The organism is Ralstonia sp. Ralssp135 (genome assembly GCF_047304345.1).
In the GTDB taxonomy this organism is placed as follows: Bacteria; Pseudomonadota; Gammaproteobacteria; order Burkholderiales; family Burkholderiaceae; genus Ralstonia; species Ralstonia chuxiongensis.
This window is the reverse complement of record NZ_JBGLYZ010000015.1, coordinates 1-19,910: the sequence shown is the minus strand read 5'-3', so window position 1 is coordinate 19,910 and position 19,910 is coordinate 1. Positions and strand designations below refer to the sequence as shown.

The 19,910-nt window shown below is 63.6% G+C and carries 19 protein-coding genes; 13 read left to right on the top strand and 6 right to left on the bottom strand.

Going from position 1 to position 19,910, the window contains the following annotated elements; all coding sequences use genetic code 11:
• Positions 1-39: 39 nt before the first annotated feature.
• Entirely contained in the window at positions 40-327 is a 288-nt protein-coding gene (locus tag ACCD03_RS12430; protein WP_045205260.1) for an acylphosphatase, read from the bottom strand.
• 280 nt (positions 328-607) lie between these two features.
• On the opposite strand from ACCD03_RS12430, the gene ACCD03_RS12425 reads away from it, so the two are divergent.
• Together ACCD03_RS12425 and ACCD03_RS12420 are read left to right on the top strand one after the other, a co-directional pair.
• Complete coding sequence (locus ACCD03_RS12425) at positions 608-2,392, top strand: ABC transporter permease (protein ID WP_253535780.1); 1,785 nt, start codon at positions 608-610, stop codon at positions 2,390-2,392.
• Positions 2,393-2,421: 29 nt separating this feature from the next.
• A complete protein-coding gene (locus ACCD03_RS12420; RefSeq protein ID WP_024977182.1) occupies positions 2,422-3,795 on the top strand; it encodes a nitrate/sulfonate/bicarbonate ABC transporter ATP-binding protein in 1,374 nt (457 codons plus the stop codon).
• Between the two features lie 78 nt (positions 3,796-3,873).
• Here the strand turns inward: ACCD03_RS12420 and ACCD03_RS12415 are convergent, their stop codons facing one another.
• Positions 3,874-7,350: an autotransporter outer membrane beta-barrel domain-containing protein gene (locus tag ACCD03_RS12415; RefSeq protein ID WP_413411796.1), complete on the bottom strand. Its 3,477-nt coding sequence runs from the start codon at positions 7,348-7,350 to the stop codon at positions 3,874-3,876.
• A 533-nt stretch (positions 7,351-7,883) separates the two neighbouring features.
• Here ACCD03_RS12415 and ACCD03_RS12410 point away from each other — a divergent pair.
• From ACCD03_RS12410 to ACCD03_RS12390, 5 genes are all read left to right on the top strand, one after another.
• Positions 7,884-8,894, top strand: coding sequence for a dienelactone hydrolase family protein (locus ACCD03_RS12410; protein WP_413411852.1), 1,011 nt, complete (start codon positions 7,884-7,886; stop codon positions 8,892-8,894).
• 54 nt (positions 8,895-8,948) lie between these two features.
• Positions 8,949-9,911: a chromate resistance protein ChrB domain-containing protein gene (locus ACCD03_RS12405; RefSeq protein ID WP_413411851.1), complete on the top strand. Its 963-nt coding sequence runs from the start codon at positions 8,949-8,951 to the stop codon at positions 9,909-9,911.
• A gap of 26 nt (positions 9,912-9,937) precedes the next feature.
• Positions 9,938-11,110, top strand: coding sequence for a chromate transporter (locus ACCD03_RS12400; protein WP_413411795.1), 1,173 nt, complete (start codon positions 9,938-9,940; stop codon positions 11,108-11,110).
• A 164-nt stretch (positions 11,111-11,274) separates the two neighbouring features.
• Complete coding sequence (locus ACCD03_RS12395; protein ID WP_413411793.1) at positions 11,275-12,450, top strand: DUF4382 domain-containing protein; 1,176 nt, start codon at positions 11,275-11,277, stop codon at positions 12,448-12,450.
• A 37-nt stretch (positions 12,451-12,487) separates the two neighbouring features.
• Entirely contained in the window at positions 12,488-12,637 is a 150-nt protein-coding gene (locus ACCD03_RS12390) for a hypothetical protein (protein ID WP_296225955.1), read from the top strand.
• A 74-nt stretch (positions 12,638-12,711) separates the two neighbouring features.
• On the opposite strand, the gene ACCD03_RS12385 is transcribed toward ACCD03_RS12390, so the two are convergent.
• The 4 genes from ACCD03_RS12385 to ACCD03_RS12370 form a co-directional block, all read right to left on the bottom strand.
• Complete coding sequence (locus ACCD03_RS12385; RefSeq protein WP_343660273.1) at positions 12,712-12,954, bottom strand: hypothetical protein; 243 nt, start codon at positions 12,952-12,954, stop codon at positions 12,712-12,714.
• A 144-nt stretch (positions 12,955-13,098) separates the two neighbouring features.
• Positions 13,099-13,404, bottom strand: coding sequence for a panthothenate synthetase (locus ACCD03_RS12380; RefSeq protein WP_343660272.1), 306 nt, complete (start codon positions 13,402-13,404; stop codon positions 13,099-13,101).
• Between the two features lie 175 nt (positions 13,405-13,579).
• Entirely contained in the window at positions 13,580-14,404 is an 825-nt protein-coding gene (locus ACCD03_RS12375; protein ID WP_413411792.1) for a hypothetical protein, read from the bottom strand.
• Positions 14,405-14,431: 27 nt separating this feature from the next.
• Complete coding sequence (locus tag ACCD03_RS12370; protein WP_413411791.1) at positions 14,432-15,424, bottom strand: lysozyme inhibitor LprI family protein; 993 nt, start codon at positions 15,422-15,424, stop codon at positions 14,432-14,434.
• A 404-nt stretch (positions 15,425-15,828) separates the two neighbouring features.
• Between ACCD03_RS12370 and ACCD03_RS12365 the strand changes: the two genes are divergently transcribed.
• The 6 genes from ACCD03_RS12365 to arsB all read left to right on the top strand — a co-directional run bounded on the left by ACCD03_RS12365 (position 15,829) and on the right by arsB (position 19,682).
• Positions 15,829-16,128, top strand: coding sequence for a hypothetical protein (locus ACCD03_RS12365; RefSeq protein ID WP_413411790.1), 300 nt, complete (start codon positions 15,829-15,831; stop codon positions 16,126-16,128).
• A gap of 164 nt (positions 16,129-16,292) precedes the next feature.
• Positions 16,293-16,772, top strand: a complete 480-nt coding sequence (locus tag ACCD03_RS12360) for a lysozyme inhibitor LprI family protein (protein WP_413411789.1) — start codon at positions 16,293-16,295, stop codon at positions 16,770-16,772.
• Positions 16,773-17,258: 486 nt separating this feature from the next.
• Complete coding sequence (locus ACCD03_RS12355; protein ID WP_413411788.1) at positions 17,259-17,582, top strand: ArsR/SmtB family transcription factor; 324 nt, start codon at positions 17,259-17,261, stop codon at positions 17,580-17,582.
• Between the two features lie 12 nt (positions 17,583-17,594).
• Complete coding sequence (locus tag ACCD03_RS12350; RefSeq protein ID WP_413411787.1) at positions 17,595-18,083, top strand: ArsI/CadI family heavy metal resistance metalloenzyme; 489 nt, start codon at positions 17,595-17,597, stop codon at positions 18,081-18,083.
• 15 nt (positions 18,084-18,098) lie between these two features.
• The gene (locus tag ACCD03_RS12345; RefSeq protein ID WP_413411786.1) at positions 18,099-18,593 is read left to right on the top strand and encodes an arsenate reductase ArsC; all 495 of its coding nucleotides are present in this window, start codon (positions 18,099-18,101) and stop codon (positions 18,591-18,593) included.
• Between the two features lie 15 nt (positions 18,594-18,608).
• Positions 18,609-19,682, top strand: coding sequence for an ACR3 family arsenite efflux transporter (gene arsB, locus ACCD03_RS12340; RefSeq protein ID WP_413411785.1), 1,074 nt, complete (start codon positions 18,609-18,611; stop codon positions 19,680-19,682).
• Positions 19,683-19,910: the final 228 nt, after the last annotated feature.

Here is a 19,910-nt window from a genome sequence, read left to right as displayed (position 1 = left end):
GCGCGCCTTCAGTTGCTTGGAAGACCGCGGTGCCGAGCGTTACACCGTCGGGCGGATCTCGAAGCCGTGGACGAGCACCTCATGCTCGCCCGTGACCACCTCCAGCTGCGTGACCAGCGCGTTGTCTGGCCCCTCCCACATCCATTCCCGCATACTCAGCACATTGGGCTCGGGGCCAGCCAGAAACGCCTCGACCGCCCCATCGCGGCGGTTGCGCACCCAGCCGCGCAGGCCGAGTAGGCGGGCGCGGTCGACACACGCCGCGCGATAGCCGACGCCTTGCACGCGGCCCTGTACGGTAACGATCACTTGCGCAATGACGGACATGGCGGCCTCCGGAGCGACACGGCAGGTGATGTGTTGGATAAAACATGACAAACCGGCGTTGTCGTATCTCTGTCACATTTCTGGAATGTGACGTCGTCAGACTGACAACCGCGCGGCGGGCTCTGACGTTACGCAAGGTAAACTAGGCGGCTTGCCGCCGGGTGCCAAGCAACGCTTGTGCAAAGCACTGCGCCCCGCCCCGCACGCCATGTATCGCGCCTCGGCCCCAGGCCTTGAGGCGCCCGAATTTCGTCCGCGGTTTCCGTCCCGGTTATCCAAGATGCAGCAAAACGACAACGAAACCACCATCCGGGGCCGCTTGGGTACCACCTTCGGTACCAACTTTGGCGTCAACTTCGGCCACCTGCTGACTGCGCCGCCCAACCGGTTTGACCTGGCGCTGCTGCCGATCATCCTGGCGGCCATCTTGCTCGTGGCCTATGCCGCCAAGCAGATGAACGTGCCCTACACGCCTGGCGAACAGCTCGACGTGAGCCTGGACGTCATTGAGCTGCCGTATTACCTGCTGCGCACCAGCATCCGCATGCTGCTGGCGCTGGGCGCGTCGCTGGCGTTCTCGTTTGCGTTTGCCGCCATTGCTTCCAAGAACCGCACGGCCGAGAAGGTGATGGTGCCGGCGCTGGACATCCTGCAATCGATTCCGGTGCTGGGTTTCCTGTCGATCACGGTCACGGGTTTCATTGCGCTGTTCCCGGGCAACCTGGTGGGCGTGGAATGCGCGGCCATCTTCGCCATCTTCACGTCGCAGGCGTGGAACATGGCGTTCTCGTTGTACCAATCGTTTCGCACCATCCCGACCGACCTGGAAGAGGCCGCCACGGTGTTCCGGCTGTCCAAGTGGCAGCGCTTCTGGCGCCTGGAAGTGCCGTTCGCCATGCCAGGCCTGCTGTGGAACATGATGATGTCGATGTCGGGCGGCTGGTTCTTCGTGGTGGCATCCGAAGCCATCTCGGTGTCGGGCCACGACATCAAGCTGCCGGGCATCGGTTCGTACATCTCGCTGGCGATCCAGCAGCAGAACCTGCCGGCCATCGGCTGGGCCATCCTGGCCATGCTGATCGGCATCATCCTGTACGACCAACTGCTGTTCCGCCCGCTGATTGCCTGGGCAGACCGCTTCCGCTTCGACACGATGTCGTCAGAGCGCGAACCGCAATCGTGGCTGCTCGACCTGCTGCGCCGCTCCGAGTGGGTCAAGGCGCTGCTCGAGCGCACCGCCGCGATGGCCGAGCGCACGCTGTCCTGGGGTGCCGAGCGCACGCGGCCTACAGCTGTCGGCGGCAGCGGGTTTCTGCCGCGCTTCCCGTGGTCGCACCGCATCGCTGATGTCGTCATCATCCTGGCCGCGCTGGTGGCCGTGGCGCACGTGCTGCAATTCGTGCGTTCCGAGGTGGGCTGGGCCGAGGTCGGCCACGTCTTCTGGCTCGGCTTCCTGACCATGGTGCGCGTGATCCTGCTGATTGCCCTGGCAGCCCTGGTGTGGGTGCCGATCGGCATCCGCATCGGCCTGAACCCGAACGTGGCACGCATCGCCCAGCCGGTGGCACAGTTCCTGGCGGCGTTCCCGGCCAACCTGATGTTCCCGCTGGCGGTCATGCTGATCGCGCGCTTCGCGCTCAACCCCGAAATCTGGTTGAGCCCGCTGATGATTTTCGGCACGCAGTGGTACATCCTCTTCAACGTGATTGCCGGCGCGTCGGCCATCCCGACCGAGCTGAAACTGGCCGCCCGCAACTTCGGCCTGCGCGGCTGGCTGCTATGGAAGCGCTTCCTCATTCCCGCCGTGTTCCCCAATCTGCTGACGGGCCTGGTGACGGCCGCCGGCGGTTCGTGGAACGCCAGCATCGTCTCCGAATACGTGTCCTGGGGCGACCGCACGCTGGTGGCAACGGGCCTGGGCAGCTACATCGCCGAGATGACATCGAAGGGCGACTTCCCGCGCATTGCTCTCGGAATTGCCGTGATGAGCCTGTTCGTGGTCGGCTTCAACCGGCTGCTGTGGAACCGCCTGTACGACATCGCGCAAGAGCGCACCCGCCTGTAACGACGACGACTTTTCAGCTGAGAACACACATGGTTACCACCAGCACCCATAGCCAGAGCGCTGAAAGCGTCATGGAGCTGCGCGGCGTCTCGAAGATCTTCCGCACCGCAGACCACACCGACCGCGCCGTGCTCGAAGGCGTGGACCTCAACCTGCGCCAGGGCGAGATCGTCGCCATGCTGGGCAAATCGGGCTCGGGCAAATCGACGCTGCTGCGCATCATGGCGGGCCTGGTGCGCGCCGATCGTGGCCAGGTGCTGTTCCGTGGGCGCGAATACGCCGGCCCCGTGCAGGGCATCGCGATGGTGTTCCAGTCGTTTGCGCTGTTTCCGTGGCTGACGGTGCAGCAGAACGTCGAGCTGGGCCTGGAAGCGCAAGGCGTGGCCAAGGCGGAGCGCGAAGAGCGCGCTGAACAGGCCATCGACCTGATCGGCCTGTCGGGTTTCAACAGCGCCCTACCGCGCGAACTCTCCGGCGGCATGCGCCAGCGTGTGGGCATTGCGCGCGCGCTGGTGACCGAGCCCGACCTGCTGCTGATGGATGAAGCGTTTTCAGCGCTCGACGTGCTGACCGGCGAGAACCTGCGCGACGAAATGCTCGACCTGTGGGAAGGCCGCCGCACCAACATCAAGAGCATCCTCATCGTCTCGCACAACATTGAAGAGGCGGTGATGATGGCCGACCGCATCGTCATCCTGTCGAGCGATCCGGGGCGCATCCGTGCCGAGGTGCGCGTGCCGTTCCCGCGCCCGCGCAACCGTGACTCCGCCGCCGTGCGCAACCTCATCGACGAGGTGTACGGCCTGATGACCTCGCCGGAGCGTGTGGGCGTGCATGTGGGCGTGGAGCCTGCGGCCGAGCAGCTTGCCTACCGTCTGCCCGATGCCGAAATCGGCCAGATGGAGGCCATTCTCGACCTGCTGGTCGAAGCGCCGTTCAACGGCCGTGCCGACCTGCCGCACCTGGCAGAAGAAGCCGGCGTGACCGACGACGACCTGCTGCCCGCGTGCGAAGCGCTGGCCCTGCTGCAACTGGCCACCATCGAGCGCGGCGACATCATCGTCACCCCGTTCGGCAAGACCTACATGGAAACCGAACCGCCCGAGCGCAAGGTGCTGTTCGGCCAAAAGCTGCTGGAGCGCGTGGCCCTGGCCGCGCACATTCGCGCCGAGCTGGACGCCAACGAAGACGGCGAGATCCGCGAAGAACATGTGCTGCGCGAACTGGAGGCGTACCTCAAGCCCGAAGAAGCCGAACGCGTGCTCAAGATCGGCATTGAATGGGGCCGCTACGGCGAGGTGTATGAGTACGTCTACAACACCGGCATGCTGACCCTGCCCCGTGAAGAGCGCGAGGAACGCGAAGAGCGGGAGGCGCAGGAAGGTGGGGATAACGCGGCGTAAGCGTGCGCTGCTGTTTAAGAAAAAAGAGCCGCTTGATGCGGCTCTTTCTATTTCACAGGCTGGATCAGCGATGTCACATTACCAACCCCAGCGCACCCCAGCCTTGCCGTTCACGCCATGCAGGCGACGGTCCGCGCTGACCTGGTAGCCGAGGCTGGCATAGAACACGCCGTTCTTCGCCACCTGCGCCGTGAGCCCGCCCGTCAGCTCCAGCGTCGTGCTCGGCAGTTGCGACGTGAACGGCACGAAGCCACCGTCCGGCGACGACATCTGCGTGCCCGTCTCACCGCGGAACTCATGCCACACATTCGCACGCAGCCACGCGGTGTGCTGACGTTCCGGCGATTCACCCCAGCGCTTGCTCACGCGCACGCCCAGGCGGCCGAGCATCGAGTTCACCGAGTTGAAGCGCACATCGGCGGCACCGTCGTTGGCATCGGCAAACGCGGCACGCTGATACACGAGCTGCGCTTGCGGCTCGACACGCCATTGCTGCGACAGCGCGATCGGGTAGCCCGCCTCGAGCGATGCGGCGTAACCGAGCGCATGCGTCTTCAGGCCGTTCACGCCATGCGGCGAGGCATCGGCGTCGTAGCGCGTGCCCTGCACCACGCCATCCAGATACCAGCCTGACGGACCGAAGTGCGTCCAATACAGGCCGACCGTGTTGGCGTTGACGGTGTCGCGGCCGGCATCTGCGCCGTCGGCGTGCGTCACGTCTGCCGCGATGCGGCCGGTGGCGAAGTAGCCGCCGGCATGGTCGTGGCTGCCGTCTTCGCGCTGGCGCTGGTAGACATCGGCACCGACCTGCACGCCGCCGAAGTCGTAGCTGAACGCCGGGCCCTGGTTACCGTAGATACCGTTGCCATCCGACATGCGGCTGCCCTTCTGCGCGATCACGCGTGCCCAGCCGGTGCGCAGCACGGGGGATGTGCCTGCCGGTGCGGTGGGCTGATTGCTCTCTTCACCCACGCGTTCGTGCAGCGTATCGAGCAGCGTGCGGCCGTACAGCAAGGTCAGCGAAGGAATGGCGGTGTAGAGCGAGACTTCCGGACGCAATGCCGCTTGCGTGGTGCCAGTGCCAGCGCCGCTGGTGCCCTCGGTTGCTGTTTGCAGAGTGCGCAGATACCAGCTGTCCGCACTGGCTGAGCCACCGCGTTGCAGCGTGTATTCGTACGGGCCGGCGACGACACGGTTGGCGAGTGCGAAGGCATTGGCCTGCGTGGACGCGCCATTGATGGCGCTGACGACTTCGATGCCATCACCCGTGGTTCGCGCACCGGCGCCGCCGGCATTGGTGACGCGCACCGCCGTATTGCCGCTTGCCGTGCCGCCCGAGATGACGAGCTTGTCTGTCGGCGAGTTGTCGGTGCCCAGCTTGGTGTTGATGGCCAGCACGCCGCCATTGCCGACGTAGTTGCCGTTGACCACCAGCTTGTTGCCGACGCCTGCGCCACCAACCTGCACCGTGCCGGCGTTATTCAGCGACCCGTTGATCGTCAGGCTGCCGCCGCCAGCGTTGGCAAACGCCGCCAGCGCATCGGCCACGGCCACCGTGCCGTTGTTGGTGACGGCACCGTTCACTGTGCCGTAGCCGCCCAGCGTGGCGTTGGCCGCGATCTGGACATTGTTGCCGCTGGCGCCCGCCATCGGCCGCAGGCTCTGCGGCGCATTGGCGGCCGACATGCCGAGCGCGGCACTGGCGTGTGTCGCGTCGCCGATGGCCAGCGCCCCGCTGGCGACCAGCGTGTCGCCCCGGATCGCGTTGTTGGCGGTGAGCACGGTCGTGCCCGTGCCGGCCTGCGTGATGCCGCCCGTGCCGGAGACGGTGCCACCGAAGGTGAACACGTCCGATCGGTTGAACGTCAGTGTGCCGTTGTCCACCACATTGCCCAGGATCGAGCCCGACGTGCCACCGTTACCGAGTTGCAACGTCCCCGCAGAGATGGTCGTGCCGCCCGAATAGGTGTGATCTGCCGTCAGTACCGTCGTGCCGGTGCCGCTCTGGTTGACCGCGCCCGTGCCGGAGACCTGACCACCATACGTGTACGTATCGGATCGGTTGAAGGCCAGCGTGCCGTTGTTGGCCACGTCGCCCACGATGCTGCCCGACGTGCCGCCATTGCCGAGTTGCAGCGTACCGGTGGCGATGGTGGTACCGCCCTGGTACGTGTTGTCGCCCGCCAGCACCAGCGTGCCGCTGCCGGCCTTGGTGAGCGCCCCCGCACCCGAAATGCCCTGGCTCAGGGTCGACGTAAAGCCCTGGGTGTCAATCGTGCCGTTGGCATTGGTGATGCTGACGGCGCGCGTGGCGGCCACATCCACATTGCCCGTCAGTTGCAGCGTGCCGCCGTTGAACGTCAGGCCGCCCGTGGTGCTGCCCAATGCGCTATCCGCACCGATGGCGAGCGTGCCTTGCGTAATGGTCGTGCCGCCGCTGTACGTATTGCCTGCACCGAGCGTGAGCGTGCCCGTGCCGGTTTTCTCCAGCGCACCTGCGCCGACGATCTGGCCGGCATAGCTGCCATCCACGTCCTGCTGGAAGCGCACGAGGCCGTTGTTCGTCACGGCCTTCGTCACGCTCAGCGCGTCGCCTTGCAGCGTGCCCCCGGCGTCCACCTGCATCGTGCCGGTGTAGGTGCCGTTGTTGCCTTGCAGGATCAGCGTGCCTTGCTGCACCTCCGCATTGGTCACGCCCATGCTGGCGAGCGTCTTGGACAGCGTCCACGTGCCGCTGTCCTGCTTCTGCAGCGTCTGGAAGTTGGTGATGGTGCCCAGCGTCGCGCTGTCGGTGCCGTTGAGCGTGATGACGTTGGCACCGCCGCCGCCGTTGATGCTGCCGCTCACCGACGAGCCGGTATAGAAGTGCAAGGCATCATTGCCGCCCGCAAAGATCAGGTTGCCGATCACCTTGCCACGGTTGGTGAAGTCGACTGACCCGTTGCCCGACGCGCCCATCACATTGCCACCAGCCACGTCCGTCTGGATCGTCCCCGTGGCGTTGTTGATGACCGTGTTGCCGCCCGAAGTGTTCTGGAACCAGATCGCCGCGCCGTGCGCCGATTTGATCAGGCCGTCATTGACGATGGTGTTGCCCGTGCCTTCCGGGTTGACAGCCTCTCCGCTCAACTGTGTGCCGTTGGCCAGCACCTGCGCGCCTTGCTGCACCGTGAGCGTGCTGTTGTTGCGGAAGTCGATCGCGTTGCCGCCCGTACCGTAAAAGCCGGAGTTCGACACCGCGTTTGCGCTGACCGTGCCGCCGGTTTGCACCGTGATGTTGGCGTTGTCGCGCAGGGCAATAGCGCTGGTGTCACCCACCGCCAGCGTGCTGCCGTTCTGCACTGTCACCGTGCGGTTGTCTTCTGCCGCCACGTTGCCGGTGCCGACGGTGGATGTGGCGGGGTTGGGTGCCGCCGTATCGCAGACGGTGGTCTGCCCGGTGGTGGTGCAGTCTGCATGCGCAAGCGCCCCAAACAAGGCGAATGGCGAAGCAACAAGCGCGATGGAGACAAACTGAAGCCGCCCGCGGCGGCGCTGGAACAATGGCGTAGACATACGTTTGCGTCCGCGCGCAGCGAAAAGAAGCCGCTACGTCTGTCCCCCCGGACAGACGTAGCGCGATTTGCGCAGACTTCCCCTTCTTATCTTTGATGGTTTGATGAAGTCCAACTTCCCCGGTGGGCTGATCATCTCGCTAAGGTTGTCTCTGAACCTGCCCCGTCTTTAGCGGTGCACATGCCAGACCAACTCATCGCTGCGAGCATCAGCCCTGTCCGCGCGACTTGACCCACTGCATTTATTTTTAAAGTGTTGCGGACGGCGTGATTCTAGGAATGCCAATCAATAGCGATGTACAAAGAATGTAAAAATCAACGGTATTTGAGAATGTGTTCCTTCCCAACATCGAATGAGCCGCGTTTTATTTCCATTCAATAAAGAAAGAAGCGAAGAACCTCTACCAACCTAGGATTCCAGCGATGCCCCTTTCTCCGCTGTTGAAAGAACAAATGAGAAGCTGCGATGATTTGCGCGATGAAAAAGGCGCCTGGTGCATGCGCGCGTGGCGGTGGAATGCAATCGGCGTGTTGATGCTTGGCATCTTCGTCATCGCGCTGATCTCCGCACCTGCATCAGCGCAGGAAATCGTCAACGACCTCTCTGCAAAACCAACTGGCCGCATCCACTTCAACAGCATCACCCCCAAGAGCAAATGGGAGCTGGTGCATCGCAAGTTCGACAAGATGCCCACGCCCATCTGGGGCACGTTGTATCTGCCCGAGACCCTGCAGGGCCGCGTGCCTGCGATGGTGATTTCGCATGGCTCTGCCGGGCCGCAGCAGAAAGACGTCGACCGGTGGGTGCGGCTGTTCAACCAGATGGGCATGGCCGCCTTTGTGGTGGACTCGTTTGGCCCACGCGGCATCACCAACACGATGGACAACCAGTCGCAGCTGAACCCGGCCGCCAACGACGCCGATGCGCTGTTCGCGCTTAAGCTGCTGAGCACCGATCCGCGTATCGACCCGAAGCGCATCGGGCAGATCGGTTTTTCACGCGGCGGCGGTGTGGCACTGGACATGACGCTCGACGCATTCCGCAAAGGTGTCATCGATGACGACACACGGTTTGCGGCGCTCATCGGCTTCTACCCCGGGTGCTCGGCGCTGTGGTGGGAGATCCCGCCGCCACCGCTGACTGGCGCCCCGCTCATGCTCGCGTTGGGCGAGAAAGATGACTACACGCCTGCGCAGCTCTGCCGCAATGCGGCGGAGGTCATGCAGCGTGACGGGCAGGCCGTTGACGTGCACGTCTACCCCGGCGCGTATCACGACTTCGACAACACGCGTGCGTACTTCAAGTACTTCCCCGGAGCGACCACGGCGCGCGGGTGCCCGCAGACGATGATCGACGTGCAGCACGATGCGTACTACCACCTGCAGACCGGCGAAAAATACGCCAGCCTGCAGGCCATGGAGGCGGACTACAAGCGCTGCACCGTCCGGGGCGTATCCACCGGCGCCAACCTGGACCAGGCTCAGCGCGCAGAGGCCGACGTCAGAGCGTTCCTGACCAAAGCCATGAACCTCCCGCCGCACTGATGTAGAAACCTCTACAACATTGCAGCGGTTATGACGCGCGCCTATGCTGCCGTCATGACCGCCTCCCCCGATTCCTGGCTGCTCCTGATCGTCAGCCTGCCGACTGCCCGAGCCACCGCGCGCATGCGTATCTGGCGCGCCATCAAGGCGATCGGCTGTGCAGCGCTGCGGGATGGCGTCTACCTGCTGCCCGCGCGTGCCGAGCATGCCGCACAGCTCAATGACCTGGCAGACGAGACATTGCAGGAAGACGGCCAGGCCTGGGTACTGCACGTGCAGGCCAGCGACGCGGCGGAAGACGCGGCCTACCGCACCTTGTTCGACCGCACGCCCGACTACGCTGACTGGCTGGCCGAGTTGTCTGAAGCGCGCAAGACGCTGCCGGACCTGCCCACCGCCGAGCGCAACCGGCTGCTGCGCCGCCATGCCCGCGCCTACGAGGCCATCCGCAAAATCGATTTCTTCTCTAACGAAGCGACCGTGCGCGCCGATGCGCAATGGCGCGACTTTGCTGCGGCGGTCGAAGCCACGCAATCGGCGGGCGAACCGCGCGCTGCTTCGGGCGGCATTCCGCGCCGTGATCCAACCCAATACCAGGGCCGCCTGTGGGCAACACGCCGGCATTTATGGGTGGACCGCGTTGCCAGCGCGTGGCTCATCCAGCGCTTCATCGATCCGCACGCGCGGTTCCTGTGGCTCGACAGCCCGGCCGATTGCCCTGCCGATGCGCTCGGCTTCGACTTTGACGGCGCAGCGTTCACGCATGTTGGCGAGCGCGTTTCGTTTGAGGTGCTCATCGCCAGTTTTGGGCTCGATGACGACGCCGGGCTCGCGCGGCTGGGCGCCATGGTGCATGCGCTCGACGTGGGCGGCGCGGCCACGCCTGAAGCCGGCGGGTTCGAAGCCATCCTGGCAGGTGCCCGCAAGCGCGTGGCGAACGACGATGCCCTGCTCGCAGAGATCGGCACCGTGCTCGACTCGTTGTATGTGCATTTTTCCGGCGGCCGGAAAGCATGACCGCGGTCACCCATCGCAGGTAGCTTATGAACATTGCCCCTGAACGCTCCTCCTACACGCTGCGGCAGCTGGTGCTGTACTTCCTCCGGCTTGGCGCACTGGGCTTTGGCGGCCCGGTGGCGCTGGCCGGCTACATGCGCCGCGACCTCGTTGAAGCACGCCACTGGATCACCGAGGCGGACTACAAGGAAGGCCTTGCGCTCGCCCAGCTCGCGCCCGGGCCGCTCGCTGCGCAACTGGCCATCTACCTCGGCTACGTGCACTACCGCATCGTTGGCGCCACGCTGGTCGGCATGGCCTTCGTGCTGCCTTCGTTTCTCATGGTGGTGGCGCTGGGCTGGGCCTATGTGCGCTTTGGCGGGCTGACGTGGATGCAGTCGGTGTTCTACGGCGTGGGCGCTGCAGTGATCGGCATCATCGCCATCAGCGCGCACAAGCTCACCACCAAGAGTGTCGGCAAAGACAAGCTGCTGTGGGCTATCTACCTGTTGCTGGCGGCGGTGACTGTCGTTACGGAGTCCGAGGTCGCGTGGCTGTTTCTGGCGGCCGGCGTGCTGGTGTGGTTCTGGCGTGCGCCGCCCAAGTGGCTGCGCCAGGGCCGCATGAACGCGGTTGCCGTCACACCCGTCGCAGCGGCCAGCGGTTTGCTGGGCGCGATCGACTGGCCCCTGCTTTCGCAGCTTGGCGCGTTCTTCGCCAAGGCCGGGGCGTTCGTATTCGGCTCGGGGCTGGCCATCGTGCCATTTCTCTACGGCGGTGTGGTCACGGAGCACCACTGGCTCAACGAAAAGCAGTTCGTTGACGCGGTGGCCGTGGCGATGATCACGCCCGGCCCGGTCGTCATCACCGTCGGCTTTATCGGCTACCTGGTGGCGGGCGTGCCCGGCGCATGCGTGGCCGCGCTTGGCACGTTTCTGCCGTGCTACCTCTTCACCATCCTGCCGGCGCCGTACTTCAAGAAATACGGCAAGCTGCCCTCCATCCTCGCGTTTGTGGATGGCGTTACCGCAGCGGCCGTGGGCGCCATTACCGGCGCGGTGATCGTGCTGGCCAAGCGCTCCATCGTCGATGTGCCGACGGCGCTGCTGGCCGTGGCCACGGTGTTGCTGCTGGTGAAGTTCAAGAAGCTACCCGAGCCGGTGATCGTGGCGGGGGCAGCGTTGCTGGGCTTGGCGCTGTATCCGCTGATGCACCGCTGATGCGTGAGCGGGACCGCAATATCTCCCGCGCTCCGCAACCGTTTGCAACGCAATTGGGTGAGACCACGCCCGCCCCAGCGGCGTTACGATTGGTTGCACTTTGCCCAAAGTGCGTGGCAGAGCCAGGACTATGCTTCGGGCACCCCCCACCCGAGGAGATAACCATGAAAACAACCTATCGGAACGCCCTCATTGCGCTGCCCCTCCCGTTCCTCTTCGCTGCGTGCGGGGGCGGGGACGGCGGCACGGATGCCGGCACGGGCACCCTCCATGTCTCGATGACGGACGCACCGTCCTGCGGTTTTGATCACGTCTATGTCACCGTCAACAAGGTGCGCGTGCACGCCAGCGCGTCGGCGGCCGACACCGACGCTGGCTGGACCGACATCGCCTTGGCCACGCCTCAGAAGGTCGACCTGCTCGCGCTCACCAACGGCGTGCTGACTGACCTCGGTACGGCGCCGTTGCCAGCCGGGCAATATCAGCAGTTGCGCCTGGTGTTATCCGCCAACCAAGGCAACACGCTGTCCAATTCCGTGGTGGTCACGGGCTCGTCGACCGAGCAGGCACTGGCCACTCCCAGTGGCGCACAGAGCGGCTACAAGATCATCCAGCCCTTCACGGTGCAGGCCAACACGCTGGTTGATCTGGTGCTGGATTTCAATGCCTGTAAATCCATCGTGCAACAGGGCAATGGCGGCTACAGCCTCAAGCCTGTCGTCACGGCAACGCCCACGGTCGTGAGCGGTTCGATTACCGGCTACGTGCCCGCCGCACAGGCTGGCGCTACGGTCTATGCCGAGCAGAACGGCCAGGTCATTCGCGGCACGGTGGCGGACGCCACAGGCAAGTTCGTCCTGTCGCCGCTGGTGCAAAGCAGCACCAATGGCGCTTATGACGTGGTGATCGTAGACAACGCACTGCCGACCGGCCATGCCACGGGCATCATTCGCACCGTGCCCGTCACAGCCAGCACCACGACCACGGTTTCCACTACGGGCGCGCCGATCACGCTGCCGGCCTCCACCACCAATACCGCCTCCGGCACGGCCACTGCGTCAGCGCAGGCCACGCTGCGCGCCCTGCAGACGGTCAGCTCGGTGTCGTACGAGATCACCTCAACCAATGCCAACCTCGATACCGGCGCGTACTCGCTGGCGTTGCCTGCAGCTGCGCCGTTGGTCGGCACATACAGCGCGACGCTGCCGATCGCGTTGTCGGCGGCGTCGGCGTCGGCGGGTCAGTATTCGGTGCAGGCCACCAGTGCATCGGGTACCACGCTGAGCAATGCGGTCAACGTCTCGGCGGGCAACCAGACCGGTGTCAATTTCAGTTTCTAACCAGGGAGAAAGGGGCGAAGCCGCCCCTCACAACACAATGAAGAACATCATCCTCATCCTGTCTTTGGGCGCATCGCTGCTGGGCGGTTGCGTCTATCTGCCCGACGATGGCCCCGTCGCGCGCCCGCAAGGCGGCCCGGGCAACGGCTTCTGCCCGCCGGGACAGGCAAAGAAGGGCAATTGCTGAGCCTTTGACTTAGCGCTCGCGCAACAAAGAAGCCGGTCTGCGTGACCGGCTCTTTCTTTGCTGCTGAGCGGCGCTTACTTGCCCTTGCCCGCGTGCTTGTGCTGCGTGGATTTGCCATGCTGATGCGCACGGTCTGCCGCACGCGCCTTGCCTTTATCGCGGTCCAGGCTGCGTGGGCCGTTGGTGTTGGACATGCCCTGGCTGCTCATATGCGCCGCGGAACCACCACCGGCGTTGCCGCCCTTGGCCTGCGCCGACAGCGAAACGGTGCACAGCGCGGCCATTGCGGCGGCCACCATCCATTGTGCTCGGGTCATCTGCTTCCTCCTTCTGGTTTTTGGTTCCTCCGATTGTAGGGACGCGCAGATGAGGATGTGCGTTTCAGTGCAACCAAACGTAACGGCAATCGCAGGTGCACCGCACAAGGGAATGCGCGGGGATAAGCGTCGCGAGGCGCGACCTCATTTCCACTTGGAACCAATCTCCGCCAACCCCGCTTTCTGCAAATCTTCCGCACTCATCACGATGCGGAACTCACAGTCTGCGTTGAACAGCAGAAACCACGGCTCCGCCAGCGCGGGAATGTGCGAAGCCGATTCCACGTTGACGATGAGCACCGCACCGCGATGGCCGTTCTGCTCGGTGAAGTACACGGCCTCGGGCTTGCTCTCGGCCATCACGCGCGGAATCAGCTCGGCGATGGAGCCGTCGCGCACGTAGGTGTTGAAGGGTTCGTGCGGAATCCGCACGTTGACGAGCATGCGCATGATCTGCCTCCGGGGTGATGGCCAGGGCAAGCGCCGCGACAAAGCCGCCACGGCCATGCATGGCCGAACACCGTAGGTATAGGACGGGCGCCGCGTTTGCGTTATCAGCCGTTGGCTAGGCGAGAAGGCGTAGACGCCAGGATGAGGGCGTAGCCAACTCGCCCACGTCTGCCTATCAATCCAACGGCATCAGCGCCTTCGGCACGACGTATTGCTTACCGTCATACGCAAGCCGGTAGGTTGTGCGCTGCGGCTTGGCTTCGTGCGTCTGGCATTCGCCGGCCTTGTCGACCGTGTTGGTGGATCCGGACTTGGTTTCCGACACCGCGATATCGGCGTAGCCGTTGTGGGTGTCCGATGCCATGTTCAGCGTGCGCTTGGTTTGCTCGAACGCGCCGGCGCAGTTGGTATCCCATTCACCGCCGCCGCTTTCCACGACAACGCCGTTCAACACCGGTTTCAATTGATTGCCCTGGACGGTGTAGAGCCATAGATCGGTTTCGTTGAACGGATTGGGCCGCGAGCTGCCCTCTTTGACGATGCGCACCCCGAATGCCATCTGCCCAGGCGCGAGCACGTAGCGCGCGGTATCGAACGTGACGGACCGAATGCGCACCGCATCGTCCGACATGCGTGCAGGCAGGCGCAGACGTTGCCGGATGCTGCCGTTGCCGGTGTCCATCACGAACAATTCAAGGTCGCCTTCATTGGTGCCCGCGTCTGCGTCTTCCTGCTGCATGAGCGGCACGGCCATGAGCGTGAGTTCCGGATGCGCGGGCCACGTGCGGCACACCACCGCGTGCGGGTTGAACGCCTCCGATAATTGGATGCGCGCGTTGCCGACCTTGTAACCACGGTCTGCACGTTTTGCAGCGGGGTAAGCCCGCTTGATTGCGCTGTCCACCTGGGCGGTGCAGGCGTCTTCAGCAGCGTGGAGAGTTTGCGCGGCAAGCAGCAGGCCAGCAGCGCACAGCAGAGGGGTCAGGCGGGCGTGTTTCATGTCTGTTGATGTTGTTGGTGAGCGCGTTCACTTCGGCATCGGCTCGTAATGCACCTTGCTGCGCCATTTGCCATTGACGAGCGTTTCCACGGTGACTTTCATCTTGTCGCCGCCGCCCTGCGCGTCATCAATGCGGCGTTCAACGGCGACGGGTACATCGTGTTCGACGGCGTACGTCGTGTGCTCGTGATAGCAGCAACCGCTCTTCGCCCACGTGCGCAGACGCTTGTTCTTGGCATCCACTTCAAAGAACCCGAGCGTTTCCAGAATGAGCCCCGTCATCTCACTGTTGGGTACGAAGCGCTGCGCCTGCGCATTGAACAGATAAATGTCATAGCTGGGGCCACCGTAGCTGCTCTCGTTGCCGGTCTGGATGCCGAAGTCTTCCTGGCCGTCGAAGTTGAAATCGCCAACGTTGATCACGCCCTGGTCGTCATAGAGCCGCGTCGAGTTGACGAGCGGTACCTTCTTCCCCTTGGGCAGCGTGACAAACACCTTCGGCAGGTTGATGACCTGACGCACGGCGCGCTGGCCCTTGTCATGAATGACCAACTGGGCAGGCCCTTCGCAGGTGGTGTCCTCGTTGCTGCTTTCCGCCGGACAGGCTTCGAGCATGCGCAGCACAAAGTCGTGCTGCTTGGCGATCGCCTTCAGGGGGAAAACCGGGCCATCCACGCGCTCGCCCGGATCGGGAAACACGGGTTGCGATTTCACCTCGTCAATGCGCGTGCGGTACGCCTCCCTCAACGCTGCCACGTCGATCTGGCCCGATGGCGCACGCTGTTTCAGCCATTCGCGTTGCTCGGCCTTCAACGCATCGGTGTCCGCGCCGCGCTTGTTCAACGCAGCGCGGTACACATCGGCCAGTTGGCTATCCAGGGCGGAGAGCTGTGCGTCATTGCAGATGGCGTGCTCGATGGGGCTGCGCGCGGCGGCGCAATCAAAACTGGCTGCATGCGCAGCCGTGGGCAACAGAGCGATGGCAAAGGCGATGGTGGAGATGCCGCGAATTGGCGTCATTGGATGAACTCTTGGGGAACCAGCGGTGAGCGTGTGCGCGATTGTGCTGTGGAATTGGGCCGTGTGGTGGGCTTTCTCCGCACATGGCCGCTTTCATCTCGCGCCCAGTGCGGCACGGGAAGACTTTTCCTACCGTGGCAACCACACGGCTCTTTGGTGTTCCCCTTTTCATCCGTCTGCCTTTGCAAGCATCGTTGGTGAGAACCGCAACCGCGCGAGAACGTCACGCCAACGGCGCACGCCCCCGGCGTGATGGCCGCTCAACTGGGCCCATCGTTCTTGAGCCAGAGCAAAGCAAGCATGAAGGTGCCTCCTAACATGGGCTAGCGGAGGCCATGAAAGCATCGATGTTCTGCTGTCGGCGTGCCGCATCGGTTTCCAGACACGTTGATAGGAGAGCAACCATGTACAGATTCATCCGCACCGCTACAGTCAAGAATGCCGCGGCGCTGCCGTCGGCATTGGTTTTCGCGGCAGAGGTCACGGCCCACCTTAACAAGGCGTATTCGCTCAACATGCGCTTCGGTGCCGAGCAGTTTGGGGGCGGCAATATCCATTGGCACTTCGATGCCGACAGTCTCGACAAGATGCAGCAAGTGAACGAAAAACTGTTGGGGGATCGCGACTACGCCGCCTTGCTCGAAAAGTACAAAGACATCTGGGCAGAAGGCTCCATGGAAGACACCGTCGTCCGGCTGGCGTGAGATCCAAAGGTAGAAAGAATGTCCCCCTCCCGGCCCGGATGTTCGACGGATCGAGCGCTGGCCGGGCCTGGAGCGACTTCGACAGGTATTCAGCCAGTGCGGCACGGCAAGACTTTTCCTACCATGGCAAGCAACCCCGAAGCGACAACAAAACGAGGTATGCGATGGCCCTTTCTGTCTGCGCACGATGCCCGGCACAAGGCACTTACCTGCCGAACAACACACGCCATCCGGTCCGCCCTGGTCTACGTAACCTCGTAACTACGCTGTCACTCGCGGCGGCGCTGCTCCCCTTGGCTGCATGGGCCGCCGACCCCGTCGACGACGCGCTCCAGCAATGCCTGAAGAGCCCGCGAGGCAGCACGACGGCCGGTATGACCGAGTGCACGCACACCGCCTACCAGGCGTACGACCGCCAGATGAACACGCTGTATCAAGCGGTCATGAGCAAGACGGACCCCGCCTCCCGCCAGGCCATCCGCAACGCCCAACGTGCATGGCTGGCCTATCGAAATGCACAGCGGACGGCCGACAACGCACCGTGGCGCGCAGACAGCGGCTCAATGGCGAGCCCCGATATCGAAGGGCTGAACGTGGAGGCAATCCGCGCGCGCATTGCCGAGCTGGAGTATTACCCGCACTAGTCGGGCTGCAAAAACGCCGCTGTGGATAACCTTCCCTCCTCCTGTGAATAACTCCAGGGACAAGCGTGTTGGTTCTCCGGGGTCAGTGGGCAGACAGCACGGGAACAACTTCCCACCAGGGTGAAGGGGTCAGACACGATCCCCCGGACTCATCCACGCAACAGCACACACTGTCCGATGGGTTGTCCGTTCTGCAAGTCCTTGATGCCAAAGCGCTTTTGGTGCTTATCCACAGGACTTATCCACCGTTATCTACTACTACTATCTGTATACATAAAGAAGTAAACCTATAAACCCTCTGTCGGGCATCGAGCCCGTGGCTGGGTTGTGGGCAAAAGCAGCACGCAGGGCAGGCGACTGGTGATGCAGGCACCGAACGCGCTTGCCCGATCTCTCGCACAACAGCGTCAAGTGCTCCCCGAGTTGTTCCCGACATAACTGGCTGATCGTCTTGCTGTCGCCCTATATTTCGAATATATTGGAAATATGGAAGAAAACGACGCTATCCGATCCCTCGCCGCGCTCGCCCACGGCATTCGCCTGCAAGTGTTCCGCATGCTGGTGGTTGCCGGGCCGACAGGTCTGACGCCAGGCGCGATTGCCGAACAGCTCGACGTGCCGGGCGCTACGTTGTCATTCCACCTCAAGGAACTGACAGCCGCGCGCCTGGTGACGCAGGAGCGCGACGGCCGCAACCTGATCTACCGCGCGGCCTATGACCACATGAACGACCTGCTGGGCTTCCTGACCGCCAACTGCTGTCAGGGCGAAGCCTGCCTGGAACCAAACGCCGCCGCCTGCAAGTGCTGAAGGAGCATTCCCATGAAACGATTTCACGTCCATGTCCACGTTGACGACCTGAGCAAGAGCATCGCCTTCTACTCCAAGCTGTTTGCAGCCGAGCCGACGCGCGTGGAGACCGATTACGCCAAGTGGATGCTGGACGACCCCCGCATCAACTTCGCCATCTCGACGCGTGGCAGCGCCGCGGGCGTGGACCATCTCGGCTTCCAAGTCGATGACGCAGCCGAGCTGGCCGAACTGAAGGCCCGCGCCGAAGCCGCAGACATGGCCCTATTGGACGAAGGCGAAACCACCTGCTGCTATGCCCGCAGCGACAAGCACTGGATTACCGACCCACAGGGCATCGCCTGGGAGCACTTCCATTCGCTCGGCAACATCCCGGTGTTCCGCGAAGACAAGACGGAAGAAGCCGCGACGGAAAGTTCTGCCTGCTGCGCACCACGGGCCCCGAAAGGTAAGCCGATCGGTATCGCAGTGAAATCCGACGCCGGCTCGTCCTGCTGCTGACAGCGAATCGAACCCATGACCACCAACGTCCTCATCCTCTGCACCCACAATTCCGCACGCAGCGTGCTGAGCGAAGGGATGCTCAACCGCTGGGCCAAACAACTCGGCAAAGACGTCCGGGCCTACAGCGCCGGCAGCGCACCGAGCGGCCGCCTCAACCCGTTCGCACTCGAAGCCCTCACCAACGCGGGCATCGACACCACCGGCTACCGCAGCAAGAGTTGGGACGAGTTCGTTGCAGACGGCGCCCCGCAGATGCGCATCGTCATTACCGTGTGCGACAGCGCCGCAGCCGAGACCTGCCCATACTGGCCCGGCAGTCCCGTGAAGGTGCATTGGGGCTATGCCGACCCGTCCAATGCGACGGGCGGTGACGAAGGCAAGCGCCAGGCCTTTGAGCTGACACGCCAGGCCATCGGCTACCGCATGTTGCAGCTATTGGCACTGCCGCTCGATGGCATGAGCAATGCCGAGCTGCAGGCCGCGCTGGAACGCATCTCGCAAAACTGATCTGAAGCCTGTCCAATGACTGCATCCAACGTAGCGCCACCAGCACAGGCCGCTGCCAAGCCCGCCATCAATTTCTTCGAGCGCTACCTAACCGTCTGGGTGGCGCTCTGCATCGTTGCCGGCATCGTGCTCGGCCAGGTGCTGCCTGGCCTGTTCCAGCAGATCGGCCGGATGGAATACGCGCAGGTCAACCTCCCGGTCGGGCTGTTGATCTGGGTGATGATCATCCCGATGCTGGTCAAGGTCGACTTTGGCGCGTTGCATGAGGTGCGTCAGCACGTCAAAGGTATTGGCGTCACGCTTGTCGTGAACTGGCTCGTCAAACCGTTCTCGATGGCGCTTCTCGGCTGGCTTTTCATTCGCCACCTGTTTGCGCCGATGCTGCCTGCGGACCAGATCGACAGCTACATCGCGGGCCTGATCCTGCTGGCCGCTGCACCGTGCACGGCGATGGTGTTCGTGTGGAGCCGGCTGACGGGCGGCGACCCGCTGTTCACGCTGTCGCAAGTCGCGGTGAACGACAGCATCATGGTCATCGCATTCGCGCCATTGGTTGGGCTGCTGCTGGGCATGTCCGCCATCACGGTGCCGTGGGCGACGCTGCTGACATCGGTCGCTCTCTACATCGTCATCCCTGTGATCCTCGCGCAGATCTGGCGCAAGGCGCTGCTCGCGAAAGGCCAATCGGCGTTCGATGCCGCAATGGCGAAGATCGGCCCATGGTCTATCGCTGCGCTGTTGGCGACGCTGGTGTTGCTGTTCGCGTTCCAGGGCGAAGCGATCCTGAAGCAGCCGCTGGTCATCGCCCTGCTGGCGGTACCGATCCTGATTCAGGTGTTCTTCAACTCCGCGCTTGCGTACTGGCTTAACCGGGCAGTTGGCGAGAAGCACAACATTGCGTGCCCCTCCGCCCTGATTGGCGCATCGAACTTCTTCGAGCTGGCCGTTGCGGCGGCGATCAGCCTGTTCGGTTTCCATTCCGGCGCGGCGCTGGCCACCGTCGTCGGGGTGCTGATCGAAGTGCCGGTCATGCTGCTGGTCGTGCGCATTGTTAACCGGACGAAGGGCTGGTACGAGTGCCGTACCTAGCAGTACACGTTTCGATCTAGCTCAGCGCCCTCCTGGTCGTTCACGGCGGACCGTCAAAGTTCGCACTGCCGCGAGCGGCCACAGCAGCCGTAACGCCTGAAGCGCTAGCGCACGCCCCCCTCTCCTTCACGCTTGCGCCGCGCCGGGCGCGTACTACTCTTTACGAGGCCTGCGTGGCGCGCTGTTATCTGGCGCGTGCGGCCCGTACCCCAACGACCCGCTCAGCGG

Coding starts and splice junctions, on each gene's coding strand:
- ACCD03_RS12430 (WP_045205260.1), bottom strand. CDS start 327: ATGTCCGTCATTGCGCAAGTGATCGTTACCGTACAGGGCCGCGTGCAA.
- ACCD03_RS12425 (WP_253535780.1), top strand. CDS start 608: ATGCAGCAAAACGACAACGAAACCACCATCCGGGGCCGCTTGGGTACC.
- ACCD03_RS12420 (WP_024977182.1), top strand. CDS start 2,422: ATGGTTACCACCAGCACCCATAGCCAGAGCGCTGAAAGCGTCATGGAG.
- ACCD03_RS12415 (WP_413411796.1), bottom strand. CDS start 7,350: ATGTCTACGCCATTGTTCCAGCGCCGCCGCGGGCGGCTTCAGTTTGTC.
- ACCD03_RS12410 (WP_413411852.1), top strand. CDS start 7,884: ATGCTTGGCATCTTCGTCATCGCGCTGATCTCCGCACCTGCATCAGCG.
- ACCD03_RS12405 (WP_413411851.1), top strand. CDS start 8,949: ATGACCGCCTCCCCCGATTCCTGGCTGCTCCTGATCGTCAGCCTGCCG.
- ACCD03_RS12400 (WP_413411795.1), top strand. CDS start 9,938: ATGAACATTGCCCCTGAACGCTCCTCCTACACGCTGCGGCAGCTGGTG.
- ACCD03_RS12395 (WP_413411793.1), top strand. CDS start 11,275: ATGAAAACAACCTATCGGAACGCCCTCATTGCGCTGCCCCTCCCGTTC.
- ACCD03_RS12390 (WP_296225955.1), top strand. CDS start 12,488: ATGAAGAACATCATCCTCATCCTGTCTTTGGGCGCATCGCTGCTGGGC.
- ACCD03_RS12385 (WP_343660273.1), bottom strand. CDS start 12,954: ATGACCCGAGCACAATGGATGGTGGCCGCCGCAATGGCCGCGCTGTGC.
- ACCD03_RS12380 (WP_343660272.1), bottom strand. CDS start 13,404: ATGCGCATGCTCGTCAACGTGCGGATTCCGCACGAACCCTTCAACACC.
- ACCD03_RS12375 (WP_413411792.1), bottom strand. CDS start 14,404: ATGAAACACGCCCGCCTGACCCCTCTGCTGTGCGCTGCTGGCCTGCTG.
- ACCD03_RS12370 (WP_413411791.1), bottom strand. CDS start 15,424: ATGACGCCAATTCGCGGCATCTCCACCATCGCCTTTGCCATCGCTCTG.
- ACCD03_RS12365 (WP_413411790.1), top strand. CDS start 15,829: ATGTACAGATTCATCCGCACCGCTACAGTCAAGAATGCCGCGGCGCTG.
- ACCD03_RS12360 (WP_413411789.1), top strand. CDS start 16,293: ATGGCCCTTTCTGTCTGCGCACGATGCCCGGCACAAGGCACTTACCTG.
- ACCD03_RS12355 (WP_413411788.1), top strand. CDS start 17,259: ATGGAAGAAAACGACGCTATCCGATCCCTCGCCGCGCTCGCCCACGGC.
- ACCD03_RS12350 (WP_413411787.1), top strand. CDS start 17,595: ATGAAACGATTTCACGTCCATGTCCACGTTGACGACCTGAGCAAGAGC.
- ACCD03_RS12345 (WP_413411786.1), top strand. CDS start 18,099: ATGACCACCAACGTCCTCATCCTCTGCACCCACAATTCCGCACGCAGC.
- arsB (WP_413411785.1), top strand. CDS start 18,609: ATGACTGCATCCAACGTAGCGCCACCAGCACAGGCCGCTGCCAAGCCC.